At 70.1% G+C, this 20,041-nt stretch carries 18 protein-coding genes and 1 pseudogene; 12 read left to right on the top strand and 7 right to left on the bottom strand.

Annotation, left to right across the window (positions count from 1 at the left end; translation table 11 throughout):
• The first annotated feature begins 69 nt into the window (after positions 1-69).
• The 3 genes from OHA03_RS27200 (at position 70) to OHA03_RS27190 (ending at position 1,556) form a co-directional block, all read left to right on the top strand.
• Entirely contained in the window at positions 70-954 is an 885-nt protein-coding gene (locus tag OHA03_RS27200; RefSeq protein WP_267006373.1) for a TIGR03621 family F420-dependent LLM class oxidoreductase, read from the top strand.
• Positions 955-1,139: 185 nt separating this feature from the next.
• The gene (locus OHA03_RS27195; protein ID WP_267006372.1) at positions 1,140-1,364 is read left to right on the top strand and encodes a hypothetical protein; all 225 of its coding nucleotides are present in this window, start codon (positions 1,140-1,142) and stop codon (positions 1,362-1,364) included.
• A gap of 114 nt (positions 1,365-1,478) precedes the next feature.
• Positions 1,479-1,556: a hypothetical protein gene (locus OHA03_RS27190; protein ID WP_267008178.1), complete on the top strand. Its 78-nt coding sequence runs from the start codon at positions 1,479-1,481 to the stop codon at positions 1,554-1,556.
• 240 nt (positions 1,557-1,796) lie between these two features.
• Here OHA03_RS27190 and ligD read toward each other — a convergent pair whose 3' ends face one another.
• Positions 1,797-2,765, bottom strand: coding sequence for a non-homologous end-joining DNA ligase (gene ligD, locus OHA03_RS27185; protein WP_267006371.1), 969 nt, complete (start codon positions 2,763-2,765; stop codon positions 1,797-1,799).
• 132 nt (positions 2,766-2,897) lie between these two features.
• On the opposite strand from ligD, the gene OHA03_RS27180 reads away from it, so the two are divergent.
• The 4 genes from OHA03_RS27180 to OHA03_RS27165 all read left to right on the top strand — a co-directional run bounded on the left by OHA03_RS27180 (position 2,898) and on the right by OHA03_RS27165 (position 6,867).
• A complete protein-coding gene (locus OHA03_RS27180) occupies positions 2,898-3,317 on the top strand; it encodes a GNAT family N-acetyltransferase (RefSeq protein ID WP_267006370.1) in 420 nt (139 codons plus the stop codon).
• 227 nt (positions 3,318-3,544) lie between these two features.
• Entirely contained in the window at positions 3,545-4,882 is a 1,338-nt protein-coding gene (locus OHA03_RS27175) for a hemolysin family protein (protein WP_267006369.1), read from the top strand.
• Positions 4,879-5,898 (top strand): hemolysin family protein, encoded by a 1,020-nt coding sequence (locus tag OHA03_RS27170; protein ID WP_267006368.1) that lies wholly within the window; start codon positions 4,879-4,881, stop codon positions 5,896-5,898. The genes OHA03_RS27175 and OHA03_RS27170 overlap by 4 nt, the downstream gene beginning before the upstream one ends.
• A 126-nt stretch (positions 5,899-6,024) precedes the next feature.
• A complete protein-coding gene (locus tag OHA03_RS27165) occupies positions 6,025-6,867 on the top strand; it encodes an SGNH/GDSL hydrolase family protein (protein ID WP_267006367.1) in 843 nt (280 codons plus the stop codon).
• On the opposite strand, the gene OHA03_RS27160 is transcribed toward OHA03_RS27165, so the two are convergent.
• The 3 genes from OHA03_RS27160 to OHA03_RS27150 form a co-directional block, all read right to left on the bottom strand.
• A complete protein-coding gene (locus OHA03_RS27160) occupies positions 6,864-8,114 on the bottom strand; it encodes a glycosyltransferase (protein WP_267006366.1) in 1,251 nt (416 codons plus the stop codon). The genes OHA03_RS27165 and OHA03_RS27160 overlap by 4 nt on opposite strands.
• Before the next feature lie 209 nt (positions 8,115-8,323).
• The gene (locus tag OHA03_RS27155; RefSeq protein ID WP_267006365.1) at positions 8,324-9,070 is read right to left on the bottom strand and encodes a hypothetical protein; all 747 of its coding nucleotides are present in this window, start codon (positions 9,068-9,070) and stop codon (positions 8,324-8,326) included.
• The gene (locus tag OHA03_RS27150; protein WP_267006364.1) at positions 9,067-9,693 is read right to left on the bottom strand and encodes an RNA polymerase sigma factor; all 627 of its coding nucleotides are present in this window, start codon (positions 9,691-9,693) and stop codon (positions 9,067-9,069) included. Before OHA03_RS27150 ends, OHA03_RS27155 begins: the two co-directional genes overlap by 4 nt.
• Positions 9,694-10,084: 391 nt before the next feature.
• Between OHA03_RS27150 and OHA03_RS27145 the strand changes: the two genes are divergently transcribed.
• From OHA03_RS27145 to mug, 4 genes and pseudogenes are all read left to right on the top strand, one after another.
• The gene (locus OHA03_RS27145; RefSeq protein ID WP_267006363.1) at positions 10,085-12,802 is read left to right on the top strand and encodes an FG-GAP-like repeat-containing protein; all 2,718 of its coding nucleotides are present in this window, start codon (positions 10,085-10,087) and stop codon (positions 12,800-12,802) included.
• A gap of 164 nt (positions 12,803-12,966) precedes the next feature.
• Positions 12,967-14,250: an APC family permease gene (locus OHA03_RS27140; protein WP_267006362.1), complete on the top strand. Its 1,284-nt coding sequence runs from the start codon at positions 12,967-12,969 to the stop codon at positions 14,248-14,250.
• A 173-nt stretch (positions 14,251-14,423) separates the two neighbouring features.
• Positions 14,424-15,866 carry an adenylosuccinate lyase gene (purB, locus tag OHA03_RS27135; protein ID WP_267006361.1) on the top strand — a complete coding sequence of 481 codons (1,443 nt, stop codon included), beginning with the start codon at positions 14,424-14,426 and terminating at the stop codon, positions 15,864-15,866.
• 19 nt (positions 15,867-15,885) lie between these two features.
• Positions 15,886-16,444, top strand: a pseudogene (gene mug, locus OHA03_RS27130) (G/U mismatch-specific DNA glycosylase).
• 75 nt (positions 16,445-16,519) lie between these two features.
• On the opposite strand, the gene OHA03_RS27125 reads toward mug, so the two are convergent.
• The 3 genes from OHA03_RS27125 to OHA03_RS27115 all read right to left on the bottom strand — a co-directional run bounded on the left by OHA03_RS27125 (position 16,520) and on the right by OHA03_RS27115 (position 18,758).
• Positions 16,520-16,957: a hypothetical protein gene (locus OHA03_RS27125; protein WP_267006360.1), complete on the bottom strand. Its 438-nt coding sequence runs from the start codon at positions 16,955-16,957 to the stop codon at positions 16,520-16,522.
• A 122-nt stretch (positions 16,958-17,079) separates the two neighbouring features.
• On the bottom strand, positions 17,080-17,823 hold the full coding sequence (locus OHA03_RS27120; protein ID WP_267008177.1) for an ABC transporter permease: 744 nt from the start codon (positions 17,821-17,823) through the stop codon (positions 17,080-17,082).
• Positions 17,820-18,758: an ABC transporter ATP-binding protein gene (locus tag OHA03_RS27115; protein ID WP_267006359.1), complete on the bottom strand. Its 939-nt coding sequence runs from the start codon at positions 18,756-18,758 to the stop codon at positions 17,820-17,822. The genes OHA03_RS27120 and OHA03_RS27115 overlap by 4 nt, the downstream gene beginning before the upstream one ends.
• A gap of 108 nt (positions 18,759-18,866) precedes the next feature.
• On the opposite strand from OHA03_RS27115, the gene OHA03_RS27110 reads away from it, so the two are divergent.
• Positions 18,867-20,039, top strand: coding sequence for a sensor histidine kinase (locus tag OHA03_RS27110; RefSeq protein ID WP_267006358.1), 1,173 nt, complete (start codon positions 18,867-18,869; stop codon positions 20,037-20,039).
• The last annotated feature ends 2 nt before the right edge of the window (positions 20,040-20,041 follow it).

Below are 20,041 nucleotides of genomic sequence, written 5' to 3'. Positions count from 1 at the left end.
TACGGACAACGCTCTCCCTTGGCAGAGTGTGTGGCCTGTCCATCGATCAACCCGGCGCGAGGAGAGGCCATGGCAAGGCCGTTTCGATTCGGAGTGAACATGCTGACGCCGGCCGGCGGGACGGACTGGCGCACCCGATGCCGCCGCGCGGAGCAGCTCGGATACGACGTGATCCTGGTCCCCGACCACCTGGGCCTGCCGGCCCCCTCCCCGGCACTGGTCGCCGCCGCAGAGGCCACGGAGCGGCCCCGTGTCGGCACCTTCGTGCTCAATGCCGCCTTCTGGAACCCGACGCTGCTGGCCCGCGAGGCCGCCGGTACGGATGCGCTGACCGAGGGTCGCCTGGAGCTGGGGATCGGGGCCGGATACGTACGCGAGGAGCACGACCGGGCGGGTATCGAGTTCCTCTCCCCCGGCGGACGGGTGGACCATCTGCGACGTACGGTCGAGGAGCTGGACCGGCTGCTGCGCGACGACAACCACGTCCCGAAGTCCCCGCAGCACCCCAGGCCACCACTGCTGATCGGTGGGAACGGGAACCGGGTCCTGCGTCTGGCGGCCCGCTTCGCGGAGATCGTGGCGTTCACCGGGGCGGTGAGCGACCGGACCGGCAAACTCGTGCCCCTCACCGCCGAGCAGCTGGACGAGCGCGTCGCCGCCTACCGGCGGTTCGCCGCCGCCGCGCGGGAGAGCCCGGCGGAGCTGAATCTGCTCATCCAGTTCGTCCGGACGACCAACGACCGTCGTGCAGCCGTGCGCGAGGTGCTGCCGCTGACACCGCACCTCGACGAGGACCAGGCCCTTGCCCTGCCGCTGCTCGCGATGGGCACGGTGCGGGCGGTCACCGAGCAGCTGAGGGAGCGCCGGGAGCGGTACGGCTTCTCGTACCTGACGGTGCTGGAGCCGAACATGGAGGCATTCGGCCCGATCGTCCAGGAGCTCGCCGGCAGCTGACCGCATGACGGTGAGCGTTCGACGGTCGGGCGGGACCGACCTGGTGGGAGGCACCTGCGGGACCGAGTGCGACGTCGACCACCGAACGTACTCGGATCGTCACGCTCCGATCCTCATGCCGGACCGGGGCCCGGTATCCGGGCCGACCGGATGCGCCCGCCCTCACGCGGGGCCACCCTGGAGTCATGGCGACACCACCGATCACCATCCACGCACCCACCCCGTCCGGCGCCCGGCCCGTAACCGTGCACGTCAACAATCGCGACGAGAGACTCGGACTCGCGCACAGCGATCACGACCTCATCGTGTTCCTTGCCGACGCCGGTCTGGCGGACCCGAAACGGATCCTCGACAACCGAGCCGTGGTCCAGTGGCAGGGCGCCGAAGCGCATCAGTACAAGGCCGCCTGATTCGCGGCGCGCGAGAGCGGCCGGGCGGTCACGACTGCCCCTCCGGGCGTCGGCACCTTCTGTTCCCTGGCTCCCGAACGGGCCCGCGGCGGGCCGCTGTCGGCCGCGGCCGACGTGTGGGGCATCGGCGTCACCCTGTACGAAGTCGCCACCGGCGACGCGCCGTTCGTTCGACAGCGGCGAGACCAATGACGGGACCGACGACGGCAACCGCACGGGCGGCCAGCACGATTGGTATCCGCAGCTCGAAGAAGCTTCTCCGCCGATCAGGTACCGTCGGCGCCACCCTCGCGATCTCGCCGCGACCATCGACAGCTGCCTCCGGCCCGACCCGGCTGCCAGGCCCACGATCCCCGAGCTCGCCGCCGCCGTCGACGCGACTCCGTCCTGGCAGCGGCGCGACATCGCCCCGTCATCGGTCACCTCCGGTACTCAGTCCAGCCGCGTCAGGTCCGGCCGTAGCCGTTGCCAGACCGGATGACGCAGGCGGCCGGCGGCGGTCCACTCCGAGGCGGTCACCTCAGCTACCAGCCGCGGCTCGACCCAGTGCGCGTCAGTCACCCGGACCGGGCCGGTGAACGGTGACGTCGGGCGCGCGATGACCGCCAGGTAAGCGGCGAGTTCGGCCAGCTCACGCTCGGACATCCCCGACCCCACCGATCCCGCGTACCGCAGGCCGGCCGGCGTATCCACACCGACCAGAACCGCGCCCGGCACGTCCCCCGCCGCGCCGCGCCTCCGCGTCCAGCCGCCGATGACCACGTCCAGGGTCTCGACCCTCTTGGTCTTGCGCCAGTTGGGCGAGCGGGCCCCTGGCGTGTACGGGGAGGCAAGCCTCTTGGCGACCACGCCTTCCAGGCCCTCGCGCACCACGGCTTCCCACGTCCGGGCACCGTGTCCGTGCACGTATCCCGGCGTCGACCAGTGCGGACCGGCCAGCCCCAGTCCGGACAGGACCTGGCGGCGCTCGCGGTAGGAGGAGGCGAGCAGCGAGCGGCCGTCCAGGAACATCACGTCGAAGACCACGAGCTGGACGGGTGTCTGCTGTGCCAGGCGAGTGGCGTGGCGTGCGTTCACCACACCCATCCGGCGCTGGAGCAACCCGAAGTCGGGCCGTCCCAGGGCGTCCAGGACCACGACCTCACCGTCGAGCACGACACCCCGCCCACGCAGGATCCCGCCGAGCGCCTGCAGCTCGGGATAGGTCACGGTGATGTCGTTGCCCGCCCGCGAAGTCAGCTGCACGGTTCCGTCGCCTGCGCTGGTCAGGACGGAGCGGGCACCATCCCATTTGGCCTCGAACGCCCACTCCTCATCGTGCACCGGCAGCGGCCCCGGCACGGCCAGCATCGGTGCGATCGACGGAGGCGCGAAAGGGGCGCGCTCGGGATTCGGGGCCATACCTTCGATGATCGAACGACGAACATGACTCCGCAGGCCCGGTCCGGGCGGCGGCTCTCGATTCCTCAGTACGGAAAACGTTAGTGCGGAAAACGTTCGCCGAGCGGGTCGGCGTTCTGATTGGCTCACCCAATGAGTGATCTCTACATCCGTTGCGCCGGCCTCTCGGACATCGACGCCGTGCTGCAGTTCTGGAGCGAAGCCGCAGAAGGAACCAGCATCAGCGACGACTACGACGGGGTGGCCCGACTCATCTCAAGGGACCCCGAAGCCCTGCTCCTCGCCGAGCGTGACGGTCTTCTCGCGGGAACCGTCATAGCCGGTTTCGATGGTTGGCGATGCTCCGCCTACCGGCTGGCCGTACACCCGGACTGCCGTCGGCAAGGCATCGCCACCGCCTTGCTGGAAGCAGCGGAACAACGGTTCGTCGACCTGGGCGGGCGACGGGTCGACGCCATGGTCCTGGAAGCCAACGAACGGGCGCACCACACATGGGCTGCCGCTGGATACCACCGCGAGGATCACTGGCGACGCTGGGTGAAACCGCTGTAGGCACAGGCAGGACTGTTGTGGATCAAGCCCCTGCGGGCCCGAACGCCGGTCGGCGAACACCCGCAGAGCAAGCGACTTTGCCGACCCTTTACTATAGGTACACCGTCGACCCGTCCTCCCGAAAGGTGTGAGCGTCCGCCCATGGGCGAGCCTCCCAGTAGAAGCCGACATCGCCGACATCGAGCGATCCTCCTGTCCCTGCCCGATCATGGGACGGAGGTGAACCGATGACCGAAGTGCTCCTGCTGCTCGTGGCAGTACTGCTCTCGCTCGCCTGCGGTGCCTTCGTCGCGGCCGAATTCTCTCTGACCACCGTCGAGCGCGGTCAGCTCGAAAGGGCGGTGACGCGGGGCGAGCGGGGCGCGGCGAGCGCCATGAAGGCGGTGCGCAGCCTCACCTTCCAGCTCTCCGGCGCGCAGCTCGGCATCACCGTCACCAATCTGGTCGTCGGCATGATCTCCGAGCCGTCGATCGCGAAACTGATCCGCGGTCCGGTCGAGGCGACCGGACTGTCCCCGAGTGTGGCGTCCTCGGTGGCGCTGGTGCTCGGAACGGCACTGTCCACGGTGTTCCTGATGGTCGTCGGCGAACTCGTCCCGAAGAACTGGGCGATCTCTTCGCCGCTCGCCATGGCGAAGGCCGTGGCCACCCCGCAGCGGGCCTTCACCGCAGTCTTCCGGCCCTTCATCAGCCACCTCAACAACACGGCCAACCGGATCGTGCGCCGCGTCGGTCTCGAACCGACCGAGGAGCTGGCCTCCGCCCGCAGCCCGCAGGAGCTGGTGGCGCTGGCCCGTCACTCGGCGAAGGCGGGCGCGCTGGAAGCGGACACCGCGGAACTCTTCGTCCGCACTCTCAATCTCGCAGATCTGACCGCGGAGAATGTGATGACCCCACGGGTGCAGGTCACCGCGCTGGAGGTGCAGGCGACCGCCGAGGACGTCGCGAACGCCACCCGGGCGACCGGACTGTCCCGCTTCCCCGTCTACCGGGGCAGCCTCGACACCGTCGTCGGCGTCGCACACATCAAGGACGTGCTGGCGATCCCGGCCGAGGAGAGGCCGCGTACGCGCGTGTCGGAGATGTTGCGCGAGCCCCTGCTCGTACCGGAGACCCTCACCGTGGACCGGCTGCTCGACCGGCTCTCCGGCAAGCTCGCAATGGCCGTGGTCATCGACGAGTACGGCGGCACGGCCGGAGTCGTCACGCTGGAGGACATCGTCGAGGAGGTGGTCGGCGAGGTACGCGACGAGCACGACCCGCACGAGACGCCGGACCTCGCACCGGCCGGTGAGGACGCCTACGGGCGCACCCTCTGGTCGGCCGACGGTGCCGCCCGCACCGACCAGCTGCGGGCCATCGGACTCCGGGTGCCGGAAGGACCGTACGAGACGCTCGCCGGACTGATCGCCACGGAGGTGGGCCGGATCCCGGCCGTGGGCGACTCTATCGAGCTGGCGGGCTGGCGGCTGGATGTGGCGGACGCTTCGGGGCGCCGCGCGGCGCGGGTACTGCTGCACGCACCGCTGCCCGGCTCCGACGACGGGGCGGAGGACGGACGATGACTGCCGTCCAGCTCTTCATCGGTCTGCTGACCCTGGTCGCCAACGCGTTCTTCGTCGGCGCCGAGTTCGCGCTGATCTCCGTACGCCGGAGCCAGATCGAGCCGGAGGCCGAGGCCGGGAACCGGCGGGCGCGGAGCGTCATCTGGGGTCTGGAGCACGTGTCGGCGCTGCTCGCGGCGGCGCAGCTGGGCATCACGCTGTGCACGCTGGTCCTCGGTATCGTCGCCGAACCGGCCATCGCGCACCTGCTGGAGCCCGTCTTCGACGTGGTGGGTGTGCCGCACGGACTGGTCCATCCGATCTCGTTCGTGATCGCGCTGGCCGTGGCGACGTACCTGCACATGCTGCTCGGCGAGATGGTGCCGAAGAACATCGCGCTGGCGGAGCCGGTACGGACCGCGCTGCTGCTCGGACCGCCGCTGGTCACCCTCGCCAGGGCGCTGCGCCCGGTGATCTTCACAGTCAACGCCTTCGCCAACGCCCTGCTGAAACTTCTGCGGGTGGAGACGAAGGACGAGGTGTCCGCCACGTTCTCCGACGACGAACTTGCCCGTCTCGTCAAGGACGCCGGGGACGCCGGCCTCGTCGACGACCGCGCGGCCGAGCGTCTGCGGCACGCCCTCGAGCTGGGTCGTCGCCCGGTACGGGATGTGGTGCTGCCGGTCGACCAGGTGGTGTACACCCGGGTCGGGACGACGCCCGAGGAGCTGGAACGACTCTCGTACGAGTCGGGTTTCTCGCGTTTCCCGGTGATGGACAGCGAGCAGCGGATCCTGGGCTACCTGCATGTGAAGGACGCCCTGGACGCCACACCGCGCGATGTGCCGTTCCCGGTGACGGCTATGCGGCCGATCGCCCGGGTACGGGCCGCGACACCGCTCGACGATGTGCTGACGGCGCTGCGAAGGAGTCGCACACACCTCGCGGCGGTGCTCGACGAGGACGACAAGCTGGCCGGACTGGTCACGATGGAGGATGTCCTGCGCGAGCTCGTCGGACGGTCGCAAGGACGCTGACGGGGCCGGCGCGGGCCGTGTGGCAGGCAGGCGTACGCACTGGCCCCCACGGCCCGCACCCCCCGGCGGGCTCGGTCCGGTCTCCGTGAAAGGCGCCGGACCCCACCGCGATACGATCGCATCGCCATGGAAATGAATGCCTCCTACACCAGTCTTGTCGCGGTCGGCGACTCGTTCACCGAGGGCATGTCGGACCTGCTGCCGGACGGTTCGTACCGCGGCTGGGCCGATGTCCTCGCCGGCCGGCTCGCCACCCGCTCCCCCGGGTTCCGGTACGCGAACCTCGCCGTGCGCGGAAAGCTGATCCGCCAGATAGTCGACGAGCAGGTCGAAGCGGCGGCCGCCATGCAGGCGGATGTCGTCACGCTCGTCGGCGGTCTCAACGACACACTGCGGCCGAAGTGCGACATGGGCATGGTGCGCGGGCAGCTGGAGGAGGCCGTGGAGCGCCTCGCGCCGGCGTGCAAGAAGCTGGTGCTGATGCGCAGCCCCGGTCGCAACGGCCCGGTGATGGAACGGTTCCGTCCGCGGATGGAGGAGCTGTTCACCCTGGTCGACGAGTTGGCGAACCGCCACGGTGCGCTGGTCGTCGATCTGTACGGAACTCCGGCGCTGGGAGATCCCCGGCTGTGGGACGTCGACCGGCTGCATCTGACCGACGAAGGACACCGCAGAGTTGCCGAGGCGGTCTGGCAGACGCTGGGGCTTCCGGCCGAGAACGACTGGCAGACGCCGCTCCCCGCCGCCGTACCTCCGCGGTGGACGACACGGCGCGTCGACGACCTCCGCTTCGCACGCCGTCATCTGGCTCCATGGATCGGTCGGCGTCTGACCGGCCGGTCGTCCGGCGACGGACGGACGGGCGCCCAGTTCAGCGCCGAGCTCGGGAAGGCCTTCTGGGTCACCCCCGAGGACGACCGGGACCCGGGCCCGGTGGCGACCTGGCGCCGGGTGGACGGCACCCGCTAGGGAATGGCCTGTCGGGACTGCTGGGCGCAGCCACCGTAGCTCTCGAACCGGTCACCCGCCTCGGACCCGACATCCGTCGCCCCGGACTGCCGATGTGTCAGGGCCTGGCAGGTGCTGCAGCTGTTGTCGCTGAGGTGTGGGCCCCGCCGCCAGTCCGGGGGTGACGCCCATGACGCGTTGCGGGTGGCCTGACGCTGTTCGGCGAACTCGCGGTTGGTGAGCGTCTGCCTGCGATGGGCATCAGGGAGGTCCGGCATCGACAGGAGCCGGTCGCAGGCCCTGAGCGAACCGTCGATGTCGCCGACCCGGCAGGCGGTGATCGAGTACTCGAAGAGCAGCCCCCATCGGTACACCCACGGCTGGATGAACAGCAGGTCGTCCGGCGGTTCCCGGTCGAGCCCGGCGCAGACGAACGCGTGCGCGGCGCGGTGGCGGCCGAGGCCGCGCAGCCGCGAGGAGAGTTCGTAGCAGGCTTCGAGCCGTTGCGGCCGCGACTCCCAGGCACGCGAGAGCGCGTCCATGGCGGCCGGCCAGTCGTCGGCATCGGCCTTGAGGATCCCGGCCTGCAGCAGCGAGTAGTACACCTCTTCGCCCCAGCCGCCCATCCGCGCGCGGCGCTCGTACAGGGCGATCGCCTTGTCCCTCTCGCCGAGATCCCGCATGGTCTGCGTCAGATAGAAGACCGTCCGGGTGTTGGCGGGGTCGCGCTCGAGTTCGGCACCGAGCAGGCGTACATCCCGCTCGAACTTTTCATGTCGCGTTCCCCCGTCGGCGTGGTCCTCGATGACGAGCGCGTCGAGAGTCTGCTGGTCGTCGCGCTGGTCGGAGGTGAGGTACTCATGGGTGACGCCCTCGTAGCGCCAGGCGATGTCGCCGCGTACCAGACGCTTGATGCGGCACTCGGTCGCGCCTTCGTGCCTCAGCAGGTACGAGTCGGCGGTCAGCGGTGGCAGCGGCCCCTGTCTGTGGATCACCAGATCCGCGTCGAGGAGGAGCAGATAGTCGGCCTTGGCGTGGGCGTGCCTGATGTTCAGGGTCCGGTTGTGGCCGAAGTCCACCCACGGCTCCTCGTGGAGCTCGCCCGGGACACCGTCGAGTGCGGTACGGATCCGCTGCTGTGTTCCGTCGCTCGAACCGGTATCGGAGATCACCCAGGTGTCGATCAGGTCGCGAACGGAGGCGAGGCAGCGCTCGATGACGTGGGCCTCGTTCTTGACGATCATGCACAGGCAGATGGACGGCTTCACGGCAACACCAATCCCGGACGTACGAGTCCGGGCGACCCTATTGACGGGGCGTCCGGGAGCGGTGGCGGCTCGCCGGTGCCGCGTCCCGGATCAGTTGCCGCGTACGTACCCGTCGGGGCGGAGTGTCACAGGGCGTGCAGTGTCCCGCTGTTGGGCCCGGGGCACGCAGGAGTCCGCGGTGTCCTGCGTCCGCGCCGACGGTTCCGGGCTCAGCGCGCGTCGGAGTTGCCCCGGCTGTTGTTCCCCGTTCCCTCAGCCGCTTCCGGGGCCGCCTGGGTCGGTTCCGCCTTCTCCCTCTTGCCGGTCCCGTTCCCCTTCGATGGCTGAGCAGCGAGGAGGCCGTCGCAGTAGGCCGGCACGGCCGACGCGCCACCGGCCGCCGACGCCAGCCGGTCGAAGGCCGTCGCGTCCGCGGCCTTCCCGCTGTCCTGCACCCGCCGGTACGCACGGCAGAGCGCCGTATCGTCCTGTGCCTGGCCGGGGTGGCTGGAAGCAGGCCCGGTGGCCGGAGTGTCCGTGGGCCCTTGCTGCGTACGGTCCGCACGAGGCGTCGGCGTGCCCCTATGACTGCCGCCGGGCGTGGCGGGCTCACTGTTCGCGGGGGGTGCGGGGTGCGGCCGGTCGTGGCCGCCCGCACCGAACGGTCCCGGCATCGCCCCCGAACCGGCGGCCACCGCGACCCCACCCAGAGCCACCGCCGCCGTGAGGCCGGCGAGCACGGCCCGGACGGAGCGCACTCCGCGCCACCGCTCGACCGGACGCCAGTCGTCGCGCGGACGGCGCCGCAGCGGCGACACCGGTGCGTGTGCGCCCTCGTCGCGCGCCGCCCGGAACGCATCGAGCGCCCGCTTCTCGGCAACGGGGCCGGCTTCCCCGGCGCGCTGCGCAGCTGCCAGCAGGGCGGCCACTTCGGGGGTTACCGGCATTCCGGTCGCCCGCTGCGTTTCATCTCTCATGTCTCATCTCTCAGCGTGCGCCGCGCCGCAGACGTCACAGTGCCCGTTCCCGCCGAGGTCATGCGCTCGGCCAGTCGCTTCAGTCCACGGTAGGCGGAGGTGCGTACGGCCCCGGCTCGCTTGCCGAGCACACGCGCCGTCGCGGGGCCGTCGAGGCCGACGACGACGCGCAGCAGAACGGCTTCCGCCTGCTCCCGCGGCAACTGCCCGATGAGCGCGAGCGCCTGCTCGGTGGAGAGCGTTTCCAGGGCGGCCGCGGCCGTGTCGTGACCACTGGGCAGTTCGAGGACGTCCTGCTCCAGGAATGCGGTGCGCGGCCGCCGCTTCTGTCTGCGCAGATGGTCCAGCGCCCGGTGCCGGGCGATCGTCGCGGTCCAGCCGCGGAACCCGGCCCCGTCTCCGCGGAACCGCCCGAGATCGCGGGAGATCTCCAGCCAGGCGTCGGAGGCCACGTCCTCACCGTCCTCGCCGACCAGACCCCGTACGTAGCCGAGCAGCCCGGGATGGACCATCCGGTACGCCACCGCGAAGGCTTCCTCGTCCCCCTGCTGGGCCCGCTCCACTGCAGCGCCGAGTTCGGCGTCGTCCACGTGCCCGCGGTGCTGTTCCCCGCCCTTGGTCACACTTTCCTCTTCGTACCGACTGCGTCAGACGCACAACGCCCCGACACCGCTCACGGTGCCCATGCCCCCGGGCTCGCGAGCCTCTCACTACTTCTGCGTGACGGCGCACAGAAGTGTCACAGCAAGCGGTTTCGCAACGCCGGATGCACTGACCGGGCCTGTCGCCGCCGGGGCAGACGTGAACCGCAGCCAGGAGGGCGCACCCGATGTCCGGAAGCCTCAAGAGCCCGACAAGTCATGTGACTCACAGCACACTTCGCCGACCCGTGTGACGTTTCAAACCCGGAGTGCGCTGGGTACACCAGGCCGCCCGTGTGACGGGTGTGTCTTGAGCAAACTTCTCGGAGGGGTGGGGCATTTGAGCCCGCGCACGTCGCATGCGTACAGACCGATGAGCCTGAAACGCCGCGCCTGGCTGACTGTCGGCGCTGTCGTTCTCGGTGGGGCCGGAGTGGTGACGGTGGCGATAGCCAATCCGTCCGACGGGCCGGCCGGACCCAAGGGGCCGGAGGTTCGACCGGCGAAGCTGCGGTCGGTGGCGATTGACGGCGGCACGGCCACGGAGCGGCAGTTGCCGGCCACGAACACCGCAGCGTTCTCGATGGTCGGTATCGGCTGGGACGGCGCGGCAAAGGTCGACGGCACCGCCGAAGTGCGTACGCGGGCTGCCGGGACCGGCAAGTGGTCGCCGTGGCGCGAGCTGGAGGTGTCGGCCGACGGACCGGACGGGCGGGAGCAGGCAGCCGCCAACCGGGCCACCGAGCCGATGTGGGTCGGGGCGTCGGACGCCGTGCAGGTGAAGGTGGGTTCGGGCCGGCCGGGCAAGGCGCTGCCGAAGAACCTGAAGCTGCACATGGTCGACCCCGGTGTCAGCAAGGCCGAGTCCAGGAACCCGGCGGAGGCGACCCTCGCACCAAGCGGTCCGGAGAACGCGGCGTTCGCACTGGAGGGGACCCCGACTCCCACCGCGTCGGACACCGTCGGCGCTCCCACGGACACCGCCTCGCCGACCGATCCCGCAACGCCATCGGCCACGGAGACCGTCGCACCCACGGAGACCGCCACCGGCACCCCGACGGAGACGGCCACGGCCACCCCGACGGATACCGCGACGGCCACCCCCACGGACACGGTCACCCCCTCCCCCGTACCCACCGCGCCGCCGTCGACCGTCAACCGGCCGCCGATCATCAGCCGCGCCCAGTGGGGCGCCGACGAGTCGCTGGTCGAGGATCCGCCCGAGTACATCGACAAGGTGCAGGCGGTCTTCATCCACCACACCGTCGACACGAACAACTACAGCTGTGGCGACTCGGCCGCGATGGTCCGCGCGATCATGACGTACCACGTGAAGACCGAAGGCTGGAACGACCTCGGCTACAACTTCCTGGTCGACAAGTGCGGCCAGATCTTCGAGGGCCGCGCCGGCGGCACCGATCTCCCGGTCAAGGGCGCGCACACATACGGCTTCAACTCGTACTCGACGGGCATCTCCCTGCTCGGCAACTTCGAGACGGGCAAGCCGACGCCGGCCGCGCTCCAGTCCGCGGCGCGCATCGCCGCGTGGAAGCTCGGCCAGTACGGCGTGGGCCCCACCGCCAAGGTGACGCTGACCCGCCTCGTCACCGACGCCGACGGCAACACCCGGCCCGACGGTGACGTCACGTTCAACACCATCGCCGGACACCGCGACGGCTTCGCCACCGCATGCCCCGGTGCGAACCTGTACGCCAAACTCGGTGCCATCCGGACGTACGCGACCAACGGCACCCGCAACGCCGCGATCCCGACCACCGACTTCAACCGGGACGGCATCACCGACCTGGTCGTCGGCCTCCCGAAGGCGGCGAGCAGCAGCGGAAGCGTCACCGTGCTGCCCGGCACCGAGGACGGCCCGAGCTCGACTGCGAAGCGGACGCTGAACCAGAGCAGTGCGGGGGTGCCCGGCAGCTCCGAGGCGGGCGACCTGTTCGGCTCGTCCGACGCCTGGGGCGACGTGAACGGCGACGGGTACGCCGACCTGGTCATCGGTGGGCCCGGCGAGGACATCACGCAGGCCGACAACGGCACCGTCGTCGTGATGTACGGCCCCGCCCTCACTACCGGCAAGAGCTATTCGGTCACCGCCTCGGGCCGGATCGGCGGCGAGAAGCTCGGTACGACCGTCACCTCGGGCGACTTCAATGCCGACGGCAAGGCCGACATCTTCTCCGTCGCACCGGGCAAGCCCGGCCGCTGGTGGGCCTGGGACGGCAAGACCGGTGCGGTCAAGTCCGGTTACCTGAACACCGCCGCGTACACCGCTGCCGTGGGCTACGCGGCCGCGGTCAGCGGCGACTTCAACAAGGACGGCTACGCGGACGCCGCCGTCAGCTACCGCGACCCGAGTGGCATCGGACGCCTGCTGTGGCTGAAGGGATCCACCACCGGACTCCAGCGCGTCGGCATCCTCGACGCCCGTGGCGGACGCTCGCTGGCCGCCGGTGACATCAACGGCGACGGCGCCACCGACCTGGCGGTCGGCCAGCCGTCCGCCACCGAGTCCGGACACACCGCCAAGGGCGGCGCGGTCACGGCCGTGTTCGGTTCGGCCACCGGACTGACCTCGACCGGCCGCAAGACGATCCACCAGGACACCACCGGTGTACCGGGAGGCGGCGAGACCGGCGACGACATGGGAGCGTCCGTCTCCGTCGGCGACGTCGACCTCGACGGGTACGGCGACATTCTCACCGGCGCGCCGGGCGAGGACATCACCCGCAGCGGCGTGAACGAGAGCAACGCCGGCCAGGTCTTTCTCATCCGCGGCTCCGCCACCGGCCCCACCGGCACCGGGGCCGTCGGATACAGCCAGGACACCACGGGCATCCCCGGCTCCACCGAACCCAACGACCGCCTCGGCTCGTCCGTGTCCCTCACCGACCTCTCCGGCTACAGCCGGGCGGACATCGCGATCGGCGCAGACGGTGAGGACGCCAACAACGGCACGATCCTGCAGATCGACAACACCAGCACCTCGGGAATCAAGGCGGACACCGGCCTCTACTACGGGGTGTCGGCGCTCGGCTCATCCACCGGGATCCGGATCGGACTGACTCTGGCCCCGTAACTCCCCGGTCCCGCACCGGACACAGACACCGGAGCCCCTCGGCCTGACCCGAGGGGCTCCGGCCATGCGGTGCGGCAGACGGCACCGTCTCGTCACCTTCGGTCTGTACGGTACGCCGGTACAGCGGTGCAGGTGAGGCGGAGGACAAGCGCGAGGTGGATGCGATGGCCGGTGCGGCGGACGGTGGTGCGAACAGCGGTACGGGCGGCAATGGATTGAGGCGCCGCCTGGGGGTCTTCGACGCGGTGGTCATCGGCCTGGGCTCGATGATCGGAGCAGGTGTCTTCGCCGCGCTCGCTCCGGCCGCCCACGCGGCAGGGTCGGGGCTCCTGATCGGTCTGGCGGTGGCCGCGGTCGTGGCGTACTGCAATGCCACGTCGTCAGCGCGGCTCGCGGCCCGCTATCCGGCCTCCGGCGGCACGTACGTCTACGGGCGTGAGCGACTGGGCGAGTTCTGGGGATACCTGGCAGGCTGGAGTTTCGTCGTCGGGAAGACGGCTTCCTGTGCGGCCATGGCCCTGACCGTCGGCGCCTACGCCTGGCCGGGACAGGCCCATGCGGTGGCGGTCGGCGCGGTGGTGGCGCTCACTGCCGTGAACTGTCTGGGGGTCCAGAAGTCCGCATGGCTGACCAGGGCGATCGTGGCCGTGGTCCTGGCCGTCCTCGCCGCCGTCGTCACCGCGTGCCTCACCGGCGGCGTCGTCCAGGCGTCCCGACTGGCGCCGGGTTCCGACGCCACGGTGAACGGCGTGCTGCAGGCCGCTGGGCTGCTGTTCTTCGCCTTCGCCGGATACGCCCGCATCGCGACGCTGGGCGAGGAGGTCCGGGAACCGGCTCGCACGATCCCACGAGCCATCCCCGTGGCTCTCGGGATCACACTGATCGTGTACGCGGCCGTCGGCGTGGCGGTGCTGTCGGTCCTCGGGCCCGCCCGGCTGGCCGATGCCACAGCACCACTGGCGGAGGCGGTCCGTGCCGCCGGTGCCCCCGGACTGGTGCCGGTGGTCCGTGCGGGGGCGGCGGTCGCCGCGCTCGGTTCGCTGCTCGCACTGCTGCTCGGGGTCTCCCGCACGACGCTGGCGATGGCCCGCGATCGCCACCTGCCACACGTCCTGGCCGCCGTCCATCCCCGTTTCGCCGTCCCCCACCGCGCCGAAGTCGCCGTGGGCGCGGTCGCCGCCCTGGTCGCAGCCACCGGCGATGTCCGCGGCGCGATCGGGTTCTCCTCCTTCGGCGTGCTGCTGTACTACGCCATCGCCAACGCGGCCGCCCTCACCCTCGCACCGGCCGAGGGCCGCCCCTTGCGCGCGGTTCCGGTCCTCGGTCTGGCCGGCTGCCTGGTCCTCGCTCTCACCCTTCCCGTGCCGTCGGTGCTGTCGGGCGCAGCGGTGGCGCTGCTCGGTGCGGCTGCCTACGGCCTCCGCAGGGGCCGTACCGCGCGTTCCTGAAGCCTACGGGCCGGCAGCCCGGGTGAACGCGGGCTGCGGAGCATGCTGAGCCATACCGAATGACCGACGCCGGGGTCCGGGCGGCTTCCCTCGCACGGGAGACAGCGTTCGTAGTAAGCCACAAACCGGGCCGCGGCGCTGGCCTGCAGAAACCGCCAGTAGAATCTGGACACGTGACTGCTGTGTCTGCGAAGCCTCGCATCCCCAATGTCCTGGCCGGCCGCTATGCCTCCACCGAGCTGGCTGTCCTCTGGTCCCCCGAGCAGAAGGTGAAGCTGGAGCGCCAGCTGTGGCTGGCGGTGCTGCGCGCTCAGAAGGACCTCGGGATCGAGGTGCCCGACGCCGCCCTCGCCGACTACGAGCGGGTCCTCGACCAGGTCGACCTGGCGTCCATCGCCGAGCGTGAGAAGGTCACCCGGCACGACGTGAAGGCACGGATCGAAGAGTTCAACGCTCTCGCCGGGCACGAGCACGTCCACAAGGGCATGACGTCCCGGGACCTCACCGAGAACGTCGAGCAGCTGCAGATCCGGCTGTCGCTCGAGCTGATGCGTGACCGCACCGTGGCCGTCCTGGCCCGGCTCGGCAGGCTGGCCGGCGAGTACAGCGAGCTGGTCATCGCCGGTCGTTCCCACAATGTCGCCGCCCAGGCGACCACCCTCGGAAAGCGCTTCGCCACCGCGGCGGACGAGCTGCTCGTGGCATACGGACGGCTCGAGGACCTGCTGGGCCGCTACCCGCTGCGCGGTATCAAGGGCCCCGTCGGCACGGCGCAGGACATGCTCGACCTGCTGGGCGGCGACGCCGCGAAGCTCGGTGAGCTGGAACAGCGCATCGCCGGCCACCTCGGTTTCGGTCAGGCCTTCACCTCCGTCGGCCAGGTCTACCCCCGCTCGCTCGACTACGACGTGGTGACCGCGCTGGTGCAGCTGGCCGCCGCGCCTTCGTCCGTCGCGAAGACGATCCGGCTGATGGCCGGGCACGAGCTGGTCACCGAGGGCTTCAAGCCGGGTCAGGTCGGCTCGTCCGCGATGCCGCACAAGATGAACACCCGCTCCTGCGAGCGTGTCAACGGCCTGATGGTGATCCTCCGCGGCTACGCCTCGATGACCGGTGAGCTGGCGGGCGACCAGTGGAACGAGGGCGATGTGTCCTGCTCCGTGGTCCGCCGGGTGGCACTCCCGGACGCCTTCTTCGCGTTCGACGGTCTGCTGGAAACCTTCCTCACGGTGCTCGACGAGTTCGGGGCGTTCCCCGCGGTCGTGGCCCGCGAACTGGACCGGTACCTGCCGTTCCTCGCCACCACCAAGGTGCTGATGGGTGCCGTCCGCGCCGGTGTCGGCCGCGAGGTCGCGCACGAGGCGATCAAGGAGAACGCGGTCGCCTCCGCCCTGGCCATGCGCGAGCAGGGCACGGAGCGCAACGAGCTCCTGGACAAGCTGGCTGCCGACGACCGCATCCCGCTGGACCGCGCCCAGCTCGACGCCCTGATGGCCGACAAGCTCTCCTTCACGGGAGCGGCGGCCGACCAGGTCACCACGCTCGTCGCCCGGATCGAGGAGATCACCAAGCAGCACCCGGAAGCCGCCGGATACACGCCGGGCTCCATCCTCTGACGGCCGAGACCACGACCGGATGACACCCGAAGAGCTCCAGGCCGCCCGCGACCGCACCGTTCCCGATGTGGCCGCGGGCGGCCTGCGTGTGTTGTTCTGCGGAATCAACCCGAGCCTGATGACCGGCGCCACGGGACATCATTTCGCCCGCCCCGGCAACCGCTTCTGGCCGGTGCTCCACCTGTCGGGCTTCACCCCCCCGCCAGTTGAAGCCATCGGAACAGAACGAGCTGCTCGACCACGGCCTGGGCATCACCAATGTGGTGGCCCGCGCCACGGCGCGCGCCGACGAACTGGCGGCCGAGGAGTTCCGTGAGGGCGGTGTCATCCTGGCGGCCAAGGTCGAGCGGCTGCGACCGCAGTGGCTGGCCGTCGTGGGCGTCACGGCCTACCGGACCGCCTTCGGTGCCCGACGCGCTCAGATCGGCCCGCAGGACAGGACGATCGGGGGTGCTCGGGTCTGGGCCCTGCCCAACCCCAGCGGCCTGAACGCCCATTGGACCGCTCAGACCATGGCCGAGGAGTACGGGCGCCTCCGTGCAACCGTCGACTCGGCCAGTCCCGGTCATTCGGGCTGAGACTCGGACCGCTCCGACCCTTCAGACCTCTGGGACCGCTCGGACTGCTCGGACCGGGATGGGCACCGTCGCCAGTCAGGGCGGGTCGATCTCCGTGACCAGGACGCTCAGTTCGCAGCCGGGGCCCTCCTCCTCCAGATGGAGTCCCATCGCGATCCACCGGTCCTCGATGCGCCAGAGTTGCAGGAATTCGCATCCGGCGACCGGATCGGTCCAGGGCTCCGGTATCTCCTCGCCTGCCATCATCCGCTCCTGCGCACTCCACAGACTGATCATCTGCGGCTCACCCCAGCGCCCCGTGAGCAGCGTCAGCAGCGCGTCGTGCTCGGCAAGACACTGTGCCCGGTGCTCCAGACGCCCTGCCTCGTCGCCGTCCCCATGCTCGTCGTCCACGTGCAAGGACACCATGTGGTAACCGGGCCCGCTGACTCCTGAGCCCGACTGGATACGCTCCGCGGGGAAGTCCCGGGCGCGCATCCCGTCGATGAGGCGGAGGTGATGTGCGGTCGTCATACCGCCAGTAAACCGCCCGGCACTGACAATCACTGACCTGGCCTGGGCCTTGAGGGATTTTCAGTCGCCTCGCCGCGCCGGACGGCACCTCACCAGGACTCTGGCAGTGGGCAGTCCGGTCCTCAGGCGTCCCTGCGCCGCATCGCCCACCAGCCCGTCACCAGCGCGACGCCCGCCCAGGCCGCTGTGACTGCAAGCCCGGTCCACGGCCCGAGGCTCCCCTCCGGATTCTGGTGCAGCACCAACTGCCCTGCCCGGTCGGGCAGATATTGCGCGACGCCGCCCGCGATGTCTCCGACCACGAAGGAGACGATCAGGATGAACGGGATGAGCAGACTGAGGACGGCGACGGCGCTGCGCAGCAAAGCCGTCAGGCCGGCCGCGAGCAGGGCCATCAGGGCCAGATATATACCTCCGCCGAGAGCAGCTCGCAGGGCTCCGGGTTCCCCCAGGCCGATCGCGTACTCCCCCATGAACAACTGCCCCACCAGGAACGCGGTGAAGCTGGTGACGAGCCCGATGACCAGGGCGAGTGTACCGACGAGGGTCATTTTGGCTGCGTAGAAGAGGTCACGATGCGGCACTGCGGCGAGCGATATCCGCAGGGCACCGTTCAGGTACTCCGAGGAGAGCGCGGTCGCGCCGAAGCTGATGGCCGCGATCTGGCCGAAGTTCAGCGCGTAGAAGGCGCCGAAGACCAGATCTGCATCCGAGTTGTCCGCCTCGGCCTGGCCGACAGTGGCGAACGCGAGCACAGTGACAGCGAGTGTCGCCAGAAAGACCGCTACCAGCGAACCGGCCACGGACCGTACCGATCTGATCTTGATCCACTCGGATCGGAGCACTGCGATGGTCGACACGGTCAGGCCTCCTGACAAGTGGTGGGTGAGGTGGCCGCGGACGCGAATTCCGTCGCGTCGGCGGTGAGGTCGAGATACGCCTGCTCCAAGGTCACCTGTTCGTCGGCGAGTTCAAGAATGGGGATGCCTTCGAAGGCGGTTATGGGACCGATCTCCACCGCCTTGGCCCCTTCGACGGTCCAGCGCCCGTCGTCGCCCTGCGACAAGGCGTACCCCTTGCCGGTCAGCACGTCACGGAGTCGGCTGGACTCGGTCGTGCGTACGCGCACGCGCGGGCGGCTGCGGGAGTCGAGGAACTCCTGCATCGGCAGGTCGACGAGGAGTCTGCCCCGGCCCAGGACCACGAGGTGATCGGCGAACGACGACGTCTCGTTCATCAGGTGGCTGGAGACCAGAACCGTGCGGCCCTCGCGGGCCAGCCGCTTCATCAGTTCACGGATCCAGACGATGCCTTCCGGGTCCAGCCCGTTCGACGGCTCGTCCAGCATCACGACTTCCGGGTCGCCGAGCAATGCGGCCGCGATACCCAGACGCTGTCGCATGCCGAGCGAGAACGTTTTGATCCGATAACCGCCGACCCGGCCGAGCCCCGCCTCCTCCAGTACCTCTTCGACCCTGGTGGGAGCTATGCGGTTACTGGTGGCGAGAGCCAGCAGATGGTTCCGCGCGGTCCGCGAGCCGTGGGCGGCCTGCGCGTCGAGCAGCGCGCCCACCCGGCGCAGGGGATCGTCGAGCGTGGTGTAGGCCCGGCCACCGATGGTCGCCGTGCCGCCCGTCGGCCGGTCCAGGCCGAGGACAAGTCTCATGGTGGTGGACTTACCCGCGCCGTTGGGGCCGAGGAAGCCGGTGACCCGGCCGGGTAGCACGCTGAACGTGAGGCGGTCCACCGCGCGGGTGGCCCCGTATTCCTTGGTGAGCTCATGAACGTCGATGCTGGTCATGTCCTCAGCCTGGCGACTGCGCCCAGCTCCTGACCTCCCCCGCCGGAGGGGATCATCTCCCTCGCTCGGGGGAGCCGCCGCGCTCGGGGTCACTGACACGATGGCAGCATGCGCCGTTTCCTCCGTCCGCTGACCGACTCCGTCACCTACACCCGCTGGCTGCATCTGCTCATTCCGACCGCGATCGTCAGCGTGTGGCTGTTCATTTCCCCCGATACACCCTGGGCGCCGATGGTCTTCGCCGTACCCATGGGACTGCTGCCCGCGATGCGGCTCGCCGAGGGCGTCCAGGCGCAGTTGCTGCTCACACCTGACGAGCGGGGCAGTCCGGACGCATCGATCTCTGTCGCGTCCGCGGTGACTTGGGCGGATCGCTGGCGGACCGTGGCCTGGCTGGAAGTGCGGTTGTTGCTCTCCGGTGTGGCGACGTTCGCGACGATGTGGCTGCCCGCGACGGCGGTCGATCTCGGGCTCACCGTGACCGATGAGGGCCCGAGCGGCGATTGGCTCCTCCGCTGGGTGGAGCCGCACTCGTGGTACGTCCTGTTCGTGCCGTTGCCGCTGCTGGTGCTGCTGGCCGTCATTGTGGTGTGCGGCAAGCTGGTCACTGCCGCTGCACGGTGGCTGCTCAGCCAGTCGCCGGTGGAGCGACTGACCGCACTGGAGGAACGCACCGAGCAGTTGCTGGAGCGCAATCGCATCGCGCGCGAGCTCCACGACTCGATCGGGCATGCCTTGACCGTCGCGGTCGTCCAGGCGGGCGCGGCGCGGGCGGCGAAGGACCCTGAATTCACCGAGCGGGCGCTGGCCGCGATCGAGGAGACGGGCCGGGATGCGCTGGACGATCTCGAGCGGGTGCTGCGGGTGCTGCGCGAATCGGACGCACCGGTGAGTCAGCGGCCGACGCTTGCCGAGGCGGACAGACTGCTGGAGTCGGCGCGCGGTTCGGGAGCGAAGGTCGATGCCGAGATGTCCGGTCCGGTGGAGCTGGTGCCGGGGCCGGTGTCGCGCGAGGGCTATCGGATCCTGCAGGAAGCTCTCACCAATGTGTTGCGCCACTCCGGGACCGTCCCCGTACGGGTACGCATCACGGTGACGGACGGCCGGCTCGAGCTGGAAGTGACGAATCCACTCACCGAATCGGCAGGCCCGCCCGGGGGCGGAAGCGGGCTGCGGGGCATACGTGAACGGGCCGCGCTCCTGGGCGGAAAGGCCAAGACCGGTCCGTACGACGGTGAGTGGCGGGTGCACGCAAGCCTTCCCCTGGACCGCCTAGGCTGACC

Origin of the sequence: Streptomyces sp. NBC_00154 (assembly GCF_026342835.1) — a bacterium.
In the GTDB taxonomy this organism is placed as follows: domain Bacteria; phylum Actinomycetota; class Actinomycetes; order Streptomycetales; family Streptomycetaceae; genus Streptomyces.
The sequence above is the reverse complement of the archived record's forward strand: the minus strand, read 5'-3'. Positions and strand labels throughout refer to the sequence as shown.